Origin of the sequence: Streptomyces sp. NBC_01445, assembly GCF_035918235.1 — a bacterium.
Classification (GTDB): Bacteria; Actinomycetota; Actinomycetes; order Streptomycetales; family Streptomycetaceae; genus Streptomyces.
The window spans coordinates 4,530,698-4,545,370 of the sequence record NZ_CP109485.1 but is presented as its reverse complement, the minus strand read 5'-3'; the positions used below and the strand labels follow the sequence as shown (position 1 = coordinate 4,545,370).

Genomic DNA, 14,673 nt, shown 5'->3' with positions numbered 1-14,673 from the left:
CGCGGCAGGGGCGGCTGGGCCGGAGGGTGTGACACCGGGCGCGGCGGTGGGTGTGCGGGCAGAGGGGGGAGCGGGATCGGCGGCCATGAATGCGACGGTATCGCCCATAGATAGGGCCTTCGCCCCAAACGAACCAAGCTCTCACTGAAATGGGTGATTGGGCGGATGTCATCCAAAATTGTCTGAGTTATGGGGGTTTTGACCCGCAGAGTGAGCCAGGTGGACGACATGGACCGCCGATTGCTGTCGGCATTGCGCGACTGCGGCACGGACCGGCGCGTGGCAATGGCCGCGCGCGCACTGTCCTGCAGCGGGGAGCACGGGGCGCTCTGGCTCGGCGCGGGGCTGCTGGGGGCAGCGGTCGACCGGGAGCGGCGAGGGGCGTGGCTGCGCGGTACGGCGCTGACCGCCGCGGCGCACCTGGCCAGCATGGGGGTCAAGCGGGTCGTCCGGAGGCCGAGGCCGGGCGTGGAGATCGGTGTGGAACCGCTTGTGCGGACGGCGGGGCGGCATTCCTTCCCCAGCTCGCACGCGGCTTCGGCCGCCGCTGCGGCAGTGGCGTACGGGGCGTTGCGGCCGGTGGGGGCGCGGCTCGTCCCGCCGTTGGCGGCGGCGATGTGCGTATCGCGCATGGTCGTCGGGGTGCACTACCCGTCGGACGTGGCCGCGGGGGCTGCGCTAGGGGCGGTCGCCGCGCGGCTCGGGGCTCATTGGGTGGCCGGGGGTATCCGGCGATGACGGAACGGACTGAGCGAAGGGAAGAGGTGGGGGACGCGATGGACGCGGGGGGAGCGGAAGACGGGACGTCGTTGGCGCATGCGTCCGAACAGGCCCGGCACGGGGCGCCCACGGCGTTGTTGGACCGGCCGCGGGGGCAGTCGGTGCCGGGGCCGCGCGCGGCGACGACGCTCGGCTTGCCGGCCGGCTTGTTGAAGACGGCGAGGCCGCGGCAATGGGTGAAGAACGTGCTCGTTGTGGCCGCGCCGGCGTCGGCCGGTGAGCTGTTCTCGTGGCACGCGGCGGCACAACTGGGCATGGTCTTCCTGCTGTTCACGGCGGCTTCCTCCGCCGTGTATTTGATCAATGATGCGCGGGACGCCGAGGCGGACAGGGCGCACCCGGTCAAGCGGAACAGGCCCGTGGCCGCGGGGCGCGTTCCGGTGGCGGTGGCCTATGTGGTCGGGGGTGCGCTCGCGGTTCTCGCGCCGCTGGTGGCCGCGGCCCTGTGCACCCCTATGACGGCGGTGCTGCTGACCGCCTACGTCGGGATGCAACTGGCGTACTGCATCAGCCTCAAGCACGTTCTCGTCGTCGATCTTGTCGTGGTGACCACCGGGTTTCTGATGCGGGCCATGATCGGCGGGCTCGCGCTGGGGATTCCCCTGTCGCGATGGTTCCTGATCACGACGGGGTTCGGGGCGCTGTTCATGGTGTCGGCCAAGCGGTACTCCGAGGCCGTGCAGATGGCCGGGAAGGCGGGGGCGACGCGGGCGTTGCTGTCGGAGTACACGACCGGCTATCTGCGGTTCGTCTGGCAGCTCGCCGCAGGGGTGGCCGTTCTCGCCTACTGCCTCTGGGCCATGGAGGAAGGCGGGGGGGCGAGAACGAGTCTGCTGCCGTGGAGACAGCTGTCGATGATGGCCTTCATTCTCGCCGTCCTGCGCTACGCGGTCTTCGCCGACCGCGGCACGGCGGGTGAGCCGGAGGACGTCGTTCTGCGGGACAGAGCACTGGCCGTGATCGGCCTGGTGTGGGTGGCGATGTACGGGCTCGCGGTCGCCAACTGGTGAGTGTCGAGTGAGGGCGTGTCGAGCGAGGGCGTGCTGGGGGAAGGCCCGTCCCGGGGGCGCGGCACATGGGGGCGTGGGGGAGGAGCGGTCGTGGTGAGGTTCGGGGGTGGCCAGGGGTGAAGAGTCTTGGGCGCGAGCTGGTGGGGTTTGCGGTTGTGGGGAGCTGCGCGTACGTCGCCGACCTGGGGATCTTCGTGTGGTTGAGAGGGCCGGTGGGGTGGGATCCGATCGCCGCCAAGTCGCTCTCGTTCCTTGCTGGTTGCGCGGTCGCGTACGTGGGGAACGCGCTCGGTACCTATCGCCGGGCGGTGGTCGAGGTGTCACGGGTGCGGCAGTACGGGGTGTTCTTCGCGGTCAATGTTGCGGGGGCGATGGTGCAGTTGTTGTGTATCGCCGTGTCGCACTACGGGCTGGGGCTCACGTCGCAGCGCGCGGACATGGTGTCCGGGGCGGGGGTGGGCATGATGCTGGCCACGGCTTTGCGGTTCTGGGGTACTCGGACCCTTGTCTTCCGGGCGGCGATTCCGGCGAGACGTGCGAGAACGGTCAGGGAGGGCAGGCTCGGATCATGGACTGGCTGAAGAGACTCCCCGGCGTCGGGCCGATCGTCGTACGGCTTATGCGTACGCACGCGTGGTGCGCCTACGAGCGGCTCGACCAGGTGCACTGGACGCGGCTCGCGGCGGCGATGACGTTCATCAGCTTTCTGGCGCTGTTCCCGCTGCTGACCGTGGCCGCGGCGATTGCGGCCGGCACGCTCAGCGCGGAGCGGCAGAAGACGCTCCAGGACAAGATCGCGGAGCAGGTACCCGGCATCTCCGACCAGTTGGACCTGGGCTCGCTCGTCGCGAATGCGGGCACGGTGGGTCTGGTGGCGGGGGCGTTGCTGCTCTTCACCGGCATCGGGTGGGTCGGCTCGATAAGAGAGTGTCTGCGCGCCGTCTGGGAGCTGGAGGACCCGGACGAGAACCCGGTCATGCGCAAGGTCACGGACGCCGGGGTTCTGGTGGGGCTGGGTGGGGCCGGGCTCGCCTCGCTGGCGGCATCGATGCTCGCCTCGACCGCAGTGGGGTGGACGGCGGACCAGCTCGGCATCGCCCATGACGGATGGGGCGGCGCGCTGCTCAGGGCGGTGGCGTTCGCGATCGCTGTGCTCGCGGACTTCCTGCTGCTGCTCTATGTCCTGACGCTGCTGCCGGGTGTTCACCCGCATCGGCGGGAGCTGTTGACGGCGGCGCTGATCGGGGCGGCGGGGTTCGAGCTGCTGAAGCTGTTGCTCGGCAGCTATATGAAGGAGGTGGCGTCGAAGAGCATGTACGGGGCGTTCGGTACGCCGGTGGCCCTGATGCTGTGGATCAACTTCACGGCGAAGCTGCTGTTGTTCTGCGCGGCCTGGACGGCCACGCGGGGGCGGCCCGATGCGGAGGTACTGGACGAGGCCGAGCCGGGGGCGGAACCGCCGGGGGTGGCGCGGGCCGGCGCCGCCTGAGACAGACGGTGCCGGTGCACTTGAGGCGGACAGAGGTGGCGCCCCGGGCGGGGCCCGTCAGCGCCGGGGGAGGCGGCGTACCAGTTCGGGCAGGGGCCAGCGGCGGTTGACGAGGAAGGCGGCCGCGGCCAGGAGGAGGAGGGCGCCGCCCGTGATGGCCAGGGCAGTACCCACGCCGCTGGAGCCGTTCTGGACGGAGGCGTGGGCGGTCGACGCCTTGCCGGGTGCCGCAGCCCCCTTGTCACCCTTCGGGCTGGCGGGGGAGCCGTCGGAGCCGCCGGTGTCGGCGCTCTTGGGCGCGACGAGCTGTCCCACCGGGGTGACCTTGCCGTCGGCCTTGAAACCCCAGTCGAGGAGACGGGCCGTCTCCTGGTAGACGGCCTGGTTCTCGCCGGAGTCGGGGTTCATGACGGTGACGAGGAGGACCTTGCCGTTGCGTTCGGCGACTCCGGTGAAAGTGGCGCCGGCGTTGGTGGTGTTGCCGTTCTTGACACCGGCGATGCCCTTGTAGGGGTCGAGGCCCATGTCGCCGGTGATGAGCCGGTTGGTGTTCTGGATCTCGAAGGTGCTGGTGGTCTTGCCCTTCTTCTGTGACTCGGGGAACTTCGCTGTCGCCGTCGCGCAGTACTCGCGGAAGTCCGCCTTCTGCAGGCCCGAGCGGGCGAAGAGAGTGAGGTCGTAGGCGGAGGAGACCTGGCCGGGGAAGTCGTAGCCGTCGGGGCTGACCACGTGGGTGTCGAGGGCCTGGAGCTCGTCGGCGTGCGACTGCATGTCCTTGACGGTCTGCGGGACACCACCGTTGAGGGCGGACAGGACGTGGACCGCGTCGTTGCCGGAGCGGAGGAACACGCCCAGCCACAGGTCGTGGACGGTGTAGGTGAAGCCCTCCTTGACGCCGACCATGCTGGAGCCCTCGCCGATACCGGCCAGGTCGGAGGGGACGACCTTGTGCGTCTGCGACTTGGGGAACTTGGGGAGGACCGTGTCGGCGAAGAGCATCTTGAGGGTGCTGGCGGGGGGCAGGCGCCAGTGCGCGTTGTGCGAGGCGAGTACCTGGCCCGACTCGGCGTCCGTGACGATCCAGGAGCGTGCGCTCAGATCCTTGGGCAGAACGGGGGCGCCGTTCGCCAGATTCACCTGTGTGCCCGGCTTGCCCAGCTGTGCGCCGCCCACCGTCGACATCGAGGCCGGCGGCTTCGCCTTGCCCTTGGAAGTCCCCGGCTTGTCGTCTGCCAGTGCGGGTGATGCGCAGCAGACCGAGACGAGAGTGGCGGAGGCGGCGACCGTGGCGGCTACGGCGGACCAGCGCCCGGCACGCCGAGGACCGGAACGCTTCAGACCGGAACGCTCGAAAAGAGACTCGGTCTTGGCAGGGGCGGTCGTGAAATACGACTCATTCGAGGCAGGCACGGTCGTGAACGTACATGGCTGGGGCCGGTAAGTCTTCGCCGAGGTGTCCTGTGTCTCCTGCTCCCCACCCCGGCGGCGGTGCGGACGGAGGACTGGCGATACTGAGGGTATGAAGCTCAGCCGCCCCGTCTCCTGGTTCCTGCTCGCCTTCGGTGTCTGGAGCTGGGTCATCTGGGTCACTTTCGTCAAGAACCTGTGGAAGGACGGGAGCGGGCTTGCCTTCGACGACGCCGGCGACCCGACCGCGTACTTCTGGGTGCATCTGACGCTCGCCGTTGTCTCCTTTGTCTTGGGGACGGTGGTTGGGGTCATCGGGTTCCGCGGACTGCGTGCCCTGCGTCGGGCGTGACGTGAAGAGCACCGCAACGGACACCGCGATGAACGCAACGGGGGGAGCGGCGTCGTGATCGCCGTATTAGTGATCGCAGGACTTGCGTCGCTCGCGGTGTTCGCCGGTCTGCACTGGTACGCGTGGCGCCGCCTGGTGCGCGACACCACGGCTCGGGCTGGTCTCGCGCGGCGAGCGGGCACGGTCGTATTCGTGTTGGGGCCGTTGCTGATGTTCGCGGCGGTGGCGGGCGAGCGGGCCGGTGCGCCGTTCTGGTTGCAGCAGGTCCTGTCCTGGCCCGGGTTCCTGTGGATGGCCTTCTCCATCTATCTGGTGCTCGCGGTCCTCGTGGGTGAGGTGGCGCGCCCCCTGCTGCGGCGTTTCCTCGATCGCAGGTCCGCGCCGGGCGGCACGGAGGCGGGGCCCTTGCCGGAGCCCGTACTGGTTCCGACGCACGAGCCCGACGAGCCGTCCGCCGCGTCCTCCACTCCCACCCCCACCAGCGCCAACACCAGCGCCAGCACCAGCGCCAGTACCCCCAAGCCCGATACATCCCCGGTCGCGTCCGAGCCCTCGCGTCGGCTCTTTATCTCTCGCGTTGTCGGTGGTGCCGCCGTCGTCGCGGCCACCGGGATCGTCGGGAACGGTGCCTACGGGGTGCTGCGCGGGCCCAAGGTGAAGCGGGTCACGGTTCCGCTGGCCCGGCTGCCGCGTTCGGCGCACGGGTTCAGGATCGCGGTCGTCAGCGACATCCATCTGGGACCGGTTCTGGGGCGGGGGTTCGCCCAGAAGGTGGTCGACACGATCAACTCCACGCAGCCCGACCTCATCGCGGTCGTCGGAGACCTGGTCGACGGCAGTGTCGAGGACCTGGCGCCGGCCGTCGCGCCGCTCGCGGGACTGAGGGCCCGCCACGGCACGTACTTCGTGACGGGCAACCACGAGTACTTCTCGGGCGCTGAGCCGTGGGTCGAGCACGTCCGTGAGATCGGCCTGCGGCCCCTGGAGAACGCGCGTGTGGAGATGGGCGCGTTCGACCTGGCCGGTGTGAACGACGTGACCGGCGAGAACTACGGCGACGGGCCCGACTACGGCAAGGCGCTCGGCGACCGCGACCCCGGCCGAGCCGCCGTCCTCCTCGCCCACCAGCCCGTGATGATCCACGAGGCGGTGAAGCACGGCGTCGACCTCCAGTTGTCGGGTCACACCCACGGCGGCCAGCTCTGGCCGGGCAACTTCATCGCCGACGCGGCGAACCCGACGCTCGCGGGCCTGGAGCGGTACGGCGACACGCAGTTGTACGTGAGCCGGGGCGCCGGCGCCTGGGGCCCGCCGGTCCGGGTGGGCGCCCCCTCGGACATCACGCTCGTCGAGCTGGCGTCGAAGCAGGCGTGAGGTGGGGGCCGGGGAGATATCTCCCCGGCCCCCAAAAAAAGCCACCGTCCCGGAAAAGCCCGCCGCCCCCCAAAGGCCACCGTCCCGAAAGCCCGCCACCCCCCAAAAGACCCCGCCCCGAAACGGGCTCGAAACCCCCTTGCGCACAAGTTGCTCACAGGGTGCCTCAAGGTCTTCAAAAGCTCATCACCTCCCCTTCCCACGGCTCAAACTCCTGTGATTCAGTGATCCACGTCACTGGGGAGGGGCGCGATGCGGTCGATTCGCATGCGGGTATTTGCCACGTTCATGGTGCTTGCCGCCGCCGGAGCCGGCGCATGGCAGCTGCTTCCGGATCGGGATGAGCAGGGCAAGACGATCACGGTCGGGACGACCGATGCCGTGACGTCGCTCGATCCGGCCGGTGCGTACGACGCCGGATCATGGGCGCTGTACAGCAACGTGTTCCAGTCACTGCTGACGTTCGACGCGGGTGGCGCCGCGCCCGTGCCGGATGCCGCGAGGCACTGCGGGTTCGTCGGCCAAGGGCTGCTCACCTACCGTTGCGAGCTGCGTGACGGGCTGAAGTTCCCGAGTGGTCGCGCGGTCACGGCCAAGGACGTGAAGTTCTCCTTCGACCGGGTGAAGGCCATCAACTCGCCGGTGGGCCCCGCCACCCTGCTCGACACCCTCGGCAAGGTCGAGACGAGCGGGGCGCGGACGGTGACCTTCCAGCTGTCCTCGCCCGACGCGACGTTCCCGTTCAAGGTCGCCACGGGCGCCGGTTCCATCGTCGACAGCACCCAGTACCCGGCGCGCAGCCTGCGTACCCGTACCCGCGTCGACGGCACCGGCCCCTACAGCCTCAGCTCGTACACGACCGGCAAGCAGGCCAAACTCGTCCCCAACTCCCGCTACCAGGGCGCGGTCAAGAGCGTCGGGAAGCCCACCACCCTGCGCTACTTCAAGGACTCGGCCGCCCTCGAGTCCGCCTGGAAGGCCCGTTCGGTCGACGTCGCCGCTCGGCAGCTGCCGCCCGCGCTGCTCGCCTCGTACGCGCCGAGCGACAAGGGGGAGCGGCTCACCGAGGTCGAGAGCGCGGAGACCCGCAATCTCGTCCTCAATGTGCGGACGGGCCGCCCGTTGCACGACCGCCGGGTGCGACAGGCCCTCGCCACACTTCTCGACCGGGACCGGCTGGTCGCCTCGACGTACCAAGGCACCGTCGACTCCCTCTACTCCCTGATCCCGCGCGGCATCACCGGGCACACCACTGCGTTCTTCGACGCGTATCCGAAGCCGGACGCCGCCCGTGCGCGCAAGCTGCTCCAGGAGGCCGGGGTGAGCGCGCCGGTGCGCTTCGAGTTCGCGTACTCGCGCGGCGCCGCGTCCGCGTCCGAGGCGAAGGAGATCAAGCGGCAGCTGGAGGCGAGCGGGCTGTTCAAGGTGAGCCTGCGCTACTACGAGTGGACCGATTTCCAGACGCGGTACGCGAGCGGGAAGCTCGACGCGTACGCGGTCGGCTGGCTGCCGGACTTCCCCGATCCGGACACGTTCACCGCGCAGCTCGTGCGCACCGGGTCCGGCATGCACAACGGATACAGCAGCAAAGAGGTCGACGGCCTGATCCAGGCCAGTCAGCAGTACGAGGACCGCAGCCGCACCATGGGCGACTTCCGCAAGCTCCAGGAAGCGGTCGCACGCGATGTCCCGCTCATCCCTCTGTGGCAGCGCAAGGAGTACGTGCTCAGCACGGAGGACATCACCGGCGGGCAGTATCTGTCGGACGGGACCGGGGTGTTCCGGCTGTGGCAGCTCGGCTGGATCTGACCGGCTCCGACGAGGCCTCACTCACGGGACCCCCCTGAGCCCCAGCAGGAACCTCACTCACGGGATCCCCCTGAGCCCCAGCAGGAACCTCACTCACGGGACCCCCCTAAGCCCCAGCAGGAACCTCACTCACGGGAACCCCCTCAGCCACAGCCGAGCCCACAGGCCCCCCGCCCCCCGGCAGCACCACCGTCACCCGCACCCCCGCCCCCGGAGCCGTGCGCACCGACACCTCGCCGCCGTGCGCCGACACCACCCCCTGCACGATCGCCAGGCCCAGACCGCTGCCGGCACCCCCGCCCGCCCGGAAGAAGCGGTCGAAGATCCGTGCCGCGTCCTCCTCGTCAAGCCCGGGGCCCTCGTCGGCCACGCACAGCCGCACCGTCCCGTCCGCGCGTTCGAGCGAGACGCTGACGGGGGCGTCCTCCGGCGTGTGGGTACGTACGTTGGCAAGGAGGTTCCCGAGGATCTGGCGCAGGCCCGACTCGTCGCCGCGGACGAGCAGCGCGCCGTCCGCGGCGACGTGGACCGGGCGGTCCGGCTGCTGCACGCGCAGGTCGTCGGCGGCTTCGCGGACCAGCCGGCTCAGGTCGACGTTCCGCAGGCGCAGTTCGGGGCCCTGGTCGAGGCGGGCCAGGGTGAGGAGTTCATCGACGAGTCGGCTCATGCGGTCGGCCTCGGCGTGGACGCGGCCCAGGGCGCGGGTGCGTTCGGCCGGGTCGCGGAGCATCCCCTTGTCGTAGAGCTGGAGGTAGCCGCGGATCGCGGCGAGCGGCGTGCGCAGTTCGTGGGAGGCGTCGGCGACGAACCGCCGGAGCTGGGCGGAGCTGCGCTCGCGGGTCTCGAAGGCCGTTTCGACCTGGTGGAGCATGGAGTTGAGGGCGAGCCGCAGCTGTTCGACCTCCAGGGCGGTGTCGTGGTGAGGTGGCACGCGCCGTGCGAGGTCTCCGTCGGCGATGGCCGACGCGGTCTCGACCATGTCTTCGAGGGGCCGCATCCGGTGGCTGACGCCGATCATCGTGAGGACGGCGAGCAGCGCGAGCAGGCCCGTGCCGAGGGCGATGTCGAGCCTGAGCGCCTTGTGGATGCCGGTCTGGACGTTGGCCGTCGAGGTGGCGAGCAGCACAGTCGTGCCGTCGGCGAGTCGGGCGCCCACCGCGCGGTACGGGTCGCCGTGCACAGTGACGTCGCGCGGCTCGTCGGCGGTGGCGAGCGCTTTCGGATCGTCGACCGCGGAGGCGAGGTCGCGCTGGCGGGCGGTGGGGCGCAGGGTGCCTACGGTGATGGGCTCGCCGGCCCGGTCGATCGCCACGAACACGGTTTCGTTGCGCGGCAGTGAACTCGCCCCGGAGTCACCGGAGTTGGGGCCGGGGGAGAGTTTGTCGAGGGCGATGCCCAGTTCGCTGAGCGACTCGATCTGCTTGAGGGTGAGACCGGTGCGCTGGAGCGAGGTGCGGGACGAGGTCAGCTCGGCGTCGACGTTCGCGAGGAGATAGTGGCGCATGCCCATGAGGCTGACGGCGGTCGCGGCGACGATACCGAGGGCGAGCAGTGCCACGTTGACGAGGGTGAGCTTGGCGCGCAGGGAGTGGAACCGCCGGCTCCGACCGGGCACGTGCCCCCGCCCCCGCTTCACGCCCCACCCGCAAGCCCGTACCCGACCCCCCGCCGCGTAGTGATCAACGGCGGCCCCAGCGCTTCGAGTTTGCGCCGCAGGTAGCTGATGTAGGTCTCGACGACGGTCGACTCCGCGGTGTGCTCGTACTGCCATACGTGCCGCAGGAGTTGTTCCTTGGGCACGACGCGGCCGCCGTTGCGCACGAGGAAGCGCAGGAGCGCGTACTCGGTGGGCGTGAGCTGGACCGTGTGGCCCGAGCGGTGGACGGTGTAGGCCGTCTCGTCGAGTTCGAGGTCGCCGTAGCGCAGCGGCGGGCGTTCGGGCAGGACGTCGGCCGACCGGGTGCGGCGCAGGACGGCGCCGAGTCTGGCCACGACCTCGTCGATGTTGAACGGCTTGGTGATGTAGTCGTCGCCGAAACCGAGCGCGCCCACGATCTCGGCGGGCGCGTCGCGCGCGGTCAGGAAGACGAGGGCCAGATCGGGCCTGCGGGCGCGCAGTTCGCGCCCGAGCGCCCGGCCGTCACCGTCCGGAAGCATCACGTCGAGGAGTGCGGCGTCGGGCCGGGTACGTGTGGCCAGGGCGAGGCCCTCGCGGACGGTGCCCGCGGTCATGACCTCGAAGCGGTGGTAGCGCAGGGCTATCGCGAGGACGTCGGCGATGCTCGGCTCGTCCTCGACGATGAGCACGGTGGCTCCCGCGGGGTGCTCCGCGTTGCGCACGGGCCCGGCACCCACAGGCCCGGCGTCCGCGTGCCCAGCAGTCATAGGACCGGCGTCCGCGTGCCCAGCAGTCATAGGACCGGCGTCCGCGTGCCCAGCATTCACAGGCCCACCCTTCGCGTGCCCCGAGTCCGCAGGTCCACCCTTCGCGTGCCCCGAGTTCACATGCCCAGCGCTCATACCCCCAGCGTTCATAAGTCCAGTATCGGCGCGCCCGTCCCCGCTCGGCGCTGCCTGCCCCTTGGAGTTCCTTGAGAGTCATGGCCGCGTCGTGCCGCCGTGCGCCCGCGCCCACGGATGCTGAGGCCGAGGCAGGCCCGGGGGAACCCGCGGAGCCCGCGCCGGAGTTACGGCCGCGCTCCCGGTGACGGAAGACCGAAGGAGTGGCAAACGTGACGGCATTGGCACGGTGGTGCTACCGGCATCGCCTGGTGGTCCTGGTGCTGTGGGTGGGGGCGCTGTTCGGCCTGGGGGCCGCGGGCACCTCGGCGGGGACCGACTACTCGAACGTGTTCTCCCTCCCCGACACGGACTCCAAGCAGGCGTACGACCTGATGACGAAGGCGTTCCCGCAGAGTTCGGGCGACACGGACACCGTGGTGTGGCGGGCGTCCGGTGACGCGGGGTCGGTGACGGACACGGCCGTACGGTCGCGGATCGAGCCCGCGCTGAAGGAGATCGCCGGAATGCGGGGCGTCGGCCAGGTCGCGGGCCCCTACGAGAGGAACGGCGCCGCGCAGATCAGCCGCGACGGCCGCACCGCCTACGCGCAGATCACCTTCACCGACCAGGCGAACGAGGTCCCCAAGGACCTCGTCCAGAAAGTCGTCGACACGGCCCAGGGTGCCGAACGCGACGGACTCCAGGTCGAGTTGGGCGGCCAGGCCATCACCCGTATCCAGGAGCCGCCCACCGGCGTATCCGAGGTGGTCGGCATCGCGGCGGCGGCCGTCGTCCTCTTCCTGGCCTTCGGCTCGCTCTTCGCGATGCTGCTTCCGATCGTCGTCGCGATCATGGGCGTCGGCAGCGGAATGATGGCGACGATGCTGCTCAGCCATGTGACGAACGTGCCCGAAGTGGCCCCGTTGCTCGGCTCGTTGATCGGTCTCGGCGTCGGCATCGACTACGCGCTCTTCATCGTCACCCGGCACCGGCGCGGCATCCAGCTAGGGCTCGGACCGGAGGAGTCGGCGGTGCGCGCCCTCAACACGTCGGGGCGCGCGGTCCTGTTCGCGGGCGGCACCGTGTGCATCGCGCTCGCCGGGATGCTGGTCATGAACCTGCGCTTCCTGGACGGTGTCGTCATCGCCACGTCCCTCACGGTCGTGCTCAGCGTCCTGGCGGCGATCACCCTCCTGCCCGCGCTCCTCGGCCTGCTCGGCCCGCGCGTCCTCAGCCGCAAGCAGCGGCGGAAGCTCGCGGCGGCGGGTCCGGATCCCGCCGAGGCGAGCGGTCCCGCGGCGCGCTGGTCGGCGTATGTGCAAAAGCGCCCGCGCTCGATCGCGGCGATGGCGCTGGTCTTCATGGCGGTGCTCGCGCTGCCCGTACTGTCGCTGCGGCTCGGCGCCACGGACCAGGGCAACAACCAGGAGTCGACGACGACCCGGCAGGCGTACGACCTGCTCGCGGAGGGCTTCGGGCCCGGCTTCAACGGGCCGCTTCAGGTCGTCGTGCCGGGCGGCGCCGACACCACGGAGCTGGTCAGGACGATCCGTGCGACGGACGACGTCGCGCGGGCCGCCGCGGCCCCGCCCGCCGGGGGCATCACGGTCATCCAGGTCGTGCCGGAGACGTCCCCGCAGTCCGTCGGGACGGACCGGCTCATCGACCGGCTGCGGGACGATGTGATCCCGGAAGCCGGTGTCGAGGCGCACGTCGGCGGGGTGACGGCCGTCTTCAAGGACTTCGCGTCGGTGACCGGCGACCGGCTGCCCTACTTCGTGGGCGCCATCATCGGGCTCGGCTTCCTGCTGCTCCTGATCGCGTTCCGCTCGCTCGTCGTGCCGCTCACGGCCGCGCTGATGAACCTGATCGCGGCGGCCGCGTCGTTCGGCGTCCTGGTGGCGGTCTTCCAGTGGGGGTGGGGGACGGAGTTCCTCGGCATCGGGAAGGAGGGGCCGATCACCGCATTCCTGCCAGTGATCATGCTGTCGCTGCTGTTCGGTCTCTCGATGGACTACCAGGTGTTCCTGGTGAGCCGGATGCACGAGGAGTGGGTGCACACCGGGGACAACGCCCGGGCCGTGCGCGTCGGCCTCGCCGAGACGAGCCGGGTCATCAACTGCGCGGCCCTCATCATGATCTGCGTGTTCTCCGCGTTCGTCCTGAGCGGTGACATGGAGGGCGCTATGGCGGGCATCGGGCTGGCCGCCGCGGTCGCGCTCGACGCGTTCATCCTGCGTACGGCGCTGGTCCCGGCGGCGATGCATCTCCTCGGCCGCTCCAACTGGTGGCTGCCGGACTGGCTGGACCGCCGGCTCCCGCACCTGGCCGTGGAGGCAGCCGAACCGCCCGCCGCACCGCCGACCGAGCCCATCCAAAGCGCCGGCCTCGCCAAGACCACGGAGCCCGTGGAGAGCAGCAGCACCGGGGGAGCCACGGTCGTCCACGGATTCCTGCGCACCCCCGACGGCGACCCCTTGGCCGGCGCCTCCGTGACCCTCGTCTCCAGGGGCGGCCGCCAGCTCGACCGCGTCACGTCCCTCGCCGACGGCTCGTACATCGTGTCGGTGCCCGCGCCGGGGGCGTACGTCCTGGCGGTGACGGCGCACGGAGTGGCGCCGCGCGCTCGCCACATCACCGTCGGGGGCGGTCCGCTGGTGTACGACGTGGAGCTGACGGACGACGGTGCGGATCTGGTGAACTGACATCTGCGTCAGGGGCGTTGGCAGGGGTGTTCAGCGTGAAGTGCCGGACGCCGGGCACCCCCGCTGTGGCCAGGCAGGCCAGGCCCACGGCCACCGCCGCGATCCACAGCGGGGTCGCCTCGCCCCAGGCGTCGGCGGCGAGCGGGGCGAGGACGTAGCCGAGGGGCATCGCGGCCAGCGAGAGCAGCCAGTCGTACGAGGTGACGCGGGCGAGGACCGACGCGGGAACGGCCGTTTGCACCGCCGTCTCCCACAGGGGATTGAAGAAGCCGAGGCCGGCCAGGGCGACGCCGAACGCGGCGGCGACCGCCGGTGCGGGGGCGTGCAGGGCGAGCAGCCCCAGCGGCAGGACGTACGTGGTCAGGGCCAGGTTGCCCGTGAGGACCGGGCGGCGGGGGCGGGCCCGCCCGGACAGGAGTGATCCGAGGAGGAGGCCGACGGCGCCGGCCTGGGCGATCATGATCCAGGCGCCGTCGCCGCCCAGTTCTTTGACGGCGACGGCCGGTCCGAGGGTGGCGAACACGGCTGCCGCGCCGTTCCAGGTGGCGTGGGCGACGAGGCTCGTCCAGTACCAGCCGCGCGAGCGCACCTCGTGCCAGCCCTCGACGAGGTCGGACCGGAGAGAGCGGCGTTCCTCGGCGGGCGCCGTGGTGCGGCTGAGCCGCAGGGTGGCGAGCAGGGCGGCGCTGACGGCGAACGAGGCGGAGTCCAGCACGAACGCCCACCCGGGACCCGCGGTCAGGACAAGCAGCCCGGCGAGCGCCGGACCGCCCGCCAGGGTGCCGCTGCGGACCACGGCGAGGGTGGAGTTGGCGGCCTGCCGGTCCTTCTCGCCGACGATGCCGACGATCAGTGAGGCGAGCGTCGGCATGGCGAAGGCGGAGGCCGCGCCGCCGATCGCCTCGGCGACCGCGATCTGCCACAACTCCGGTTTCCCGGAGAGGAGTTCGATGCCCACGAAGAGTTGGCTGGCGCACCGTACGAGGTCGGTGGTCAGGGCCACGATGCGCGGGTTGAAGCGGTCGGCGATCACGCCGCCCAGAGGGAGGAGTACGAGCCGCGGCACCATCGCGCAGCCCAGGACCAGCGCGAGCGCCGAGGCCGAGCCGGTGGCGCGCAGCACGGCGAGGGCGAGGGCGGAGGGGATGACGGCGTCGCCGACCAGGGAGAGGAGGCGGCCGAGGAAGAAGCGGCGGAAGCGGGCGTTGCTCAACAGCGGGTGGCGGAGGCTGGGGCGCGGCATGC

Annotated in this window: 12 protein-coding genes; 8 read left to right on the top strand and 4 right to left on the bottom strand. The window is 70.8% G+C overall.

The window, feature by feature from the left end:
* The first annotated feature begins 228 nt into the window (after nt 1-228).
* The 4 genes from OG574_RS20615 to OG574_RS20600 all read left to right on the top strand — a co-directional run bounded on the left by OG574_RS20615 (nt 229) and on the right by OG574_RS20600 (nt 3,279).
* Nucleotides 229-738, top strand: a complete 510-nt coding sequence (locus OG574_RS20615; RefSeq protein ID WP_326774438.1) for a phosphatase PAP2 family protein — start codon at nt 229-231, stop codon at nt 736-738.
* Nucleotides 735-1,790 carry a decaprenyl-phosphate phosphoribosyltransferase gene (locus OG574_RS20610; protein ID WP_326774437.1) on the top strand — a complete coding sequence of 352 codons (1,056 nt, stop codon included), beginning with the start codon at nt 735-737 and terminating at the stop codon, nt 1,788-1,790. Before OG574_RS20615 ends, OG574_RS20610 begins: the two co-directional genes overlap by 4 nt.
* Nucleotides 1,791-1,855: 65 nt before the next feature.
* Complete coding sequence (locus OG574_RS20605) at nt 1,856-2,371, top strand: GtrA family protein (protein ID WP_442816835.1); 516 nt, start codon at nt 1,856-1,858, stop codon at nt 2,369-2,371.
* Nucleotides 2,359-3,279: a YihY/virulence factor BrkB family protein gene (locus OG574_RS20600; RefSeq protein WP_326774435.1), complete on the top strand. Its 921-nt coding sequence runs from the start codon at nt 2,359-2,361 to the stop codon at nt 3,277-3,279. The genes OG574_RS20605 and OG574_RS20600 overlap by 13 nt, the downstream gene beginning before the upstream one ends.
* A 57-nt stretch (nt 3,280-3,336) precedes the next feature.
* Here OG574_RS20600 and OG574_RS20595 read toward each other — a convergent pair whose 3' ends face one another.
* Nucleotides 3,337-4,860 carry a D-alanyl-D-alanine carboxypeptidase gene (locus OG574_RS20595; RefSeq protein ID WP_326774434.1) on the bottom strand — a complete coding sequence of 508 codons (1,524 nt, stop codon included), beginning with the start codon at nt 4,858-4,860 and terminating at the stop codon, nt 3,337-3,339.
* Between OG574_RS20595 and OG574_RS20590 the strand changes: the two genes are divergently transcribed.
* From OG574_RS20590 to OG574_RS20580, 3 genes are all read left to right on the top strand, one after another.
* Nucleotides 4,799-5,038, top strand: coding sequence for an SCO4848 family membrane protein (locus OG574_RS20590; protein WP_234374403.1), 240 nt, complete (start codon nt 4,799-4,801; stop codon nt 5,036-5,038). The genes OG574_RS20595 and OG574_RS20590 overlap by 62 nt on opposite strands.
* Nucleotides 5,039-5,092: 54 nt before the next feature.
* Nucleotides 5,093-6,412: a metallophosphoesterase gene (locus tag OG574_RS20585; RefSeq protein ID WP_326774433.1), complete on the top strand. Its 1,320-nt coding sequence runs from the start codon at nt 5,093-5,095 to the stop codon at nt 6,410-6,412.
* Between the two features lie 252 nt (nt 6,413-6,664).
* A complete protein-coding gene (locus OG574_RS20580) occupies nt 6,665-8,221 on the top strand; it encodes an ABC transporter substrate-binding protein (protein WP_326774432.1) in 1,557 nt (518 codons plus the stop codon).
* Nucleotides 8,222-8,327: 106 nt separating this feature from the next.
* On the opposite strand, the gene OG574_RS20575 is transcribed toward OG574_RS20580, so the two are convergent.
* Both OG574_RS20575 and OG574_RS20570 read right to left on the bottom strand, forming a co-directional pair.
* A complete protein-coding gene (locus OG574_RS20575; RefSeq protein ID WP_326774431.1) occupies nt 8,328-9,836 on the bottom strand; it encodes a sensor histidine kinase in 1,509 nt (502 codons plus the stop codon).
* A gap of 17 nt (nt 9,837-9,853) precedes the next feature.
* A complete protein-coding gene (locus OG574_RS20570) occupies nt 9,854-10,528 on the bottom strand; it encodes a response regulator transcription factor (protein ID WP_227300528.1) in 675 nt (224 codons plus the stop codon).
* Nucleotides 10,529-10,962: 434 nt separating this feature from the next.
* Between OG574_RS20570 and OG574_RS20565 the strand changes: the two genes are divergently transcribed.
* Nucleotides 10,963-13,428: an MMPL family transporter gene (locus tag OG574_RS20565; RefSeq protein WP_326778557.1), complete on the top strand. Its 2,466-nt coding sequence runs from the start codon at nt 10,963-10,965 to the stop codon at nt 13,426-13,428.
* On the opposite strand, the gene OG574_RS20560 is transcribed toward OG574_RS20565, so the two are convergent.
* Nucleotides 13,358-14,671, bottom strand: coding sequence for an MFS transporter (locus OG574_RS20560; RefSeq protein ID WP_326774430.1), 1,314 nt, complete (start codon nt 14,669-14,671; stop codon nt 13,358-13,360). The genes OG574_RS20565 and OG574_RS20560 overlap by 71 nt on opposite strands.
* Nucleotides 14,672-14,673 lie beyond the last annotated feature (2 nt).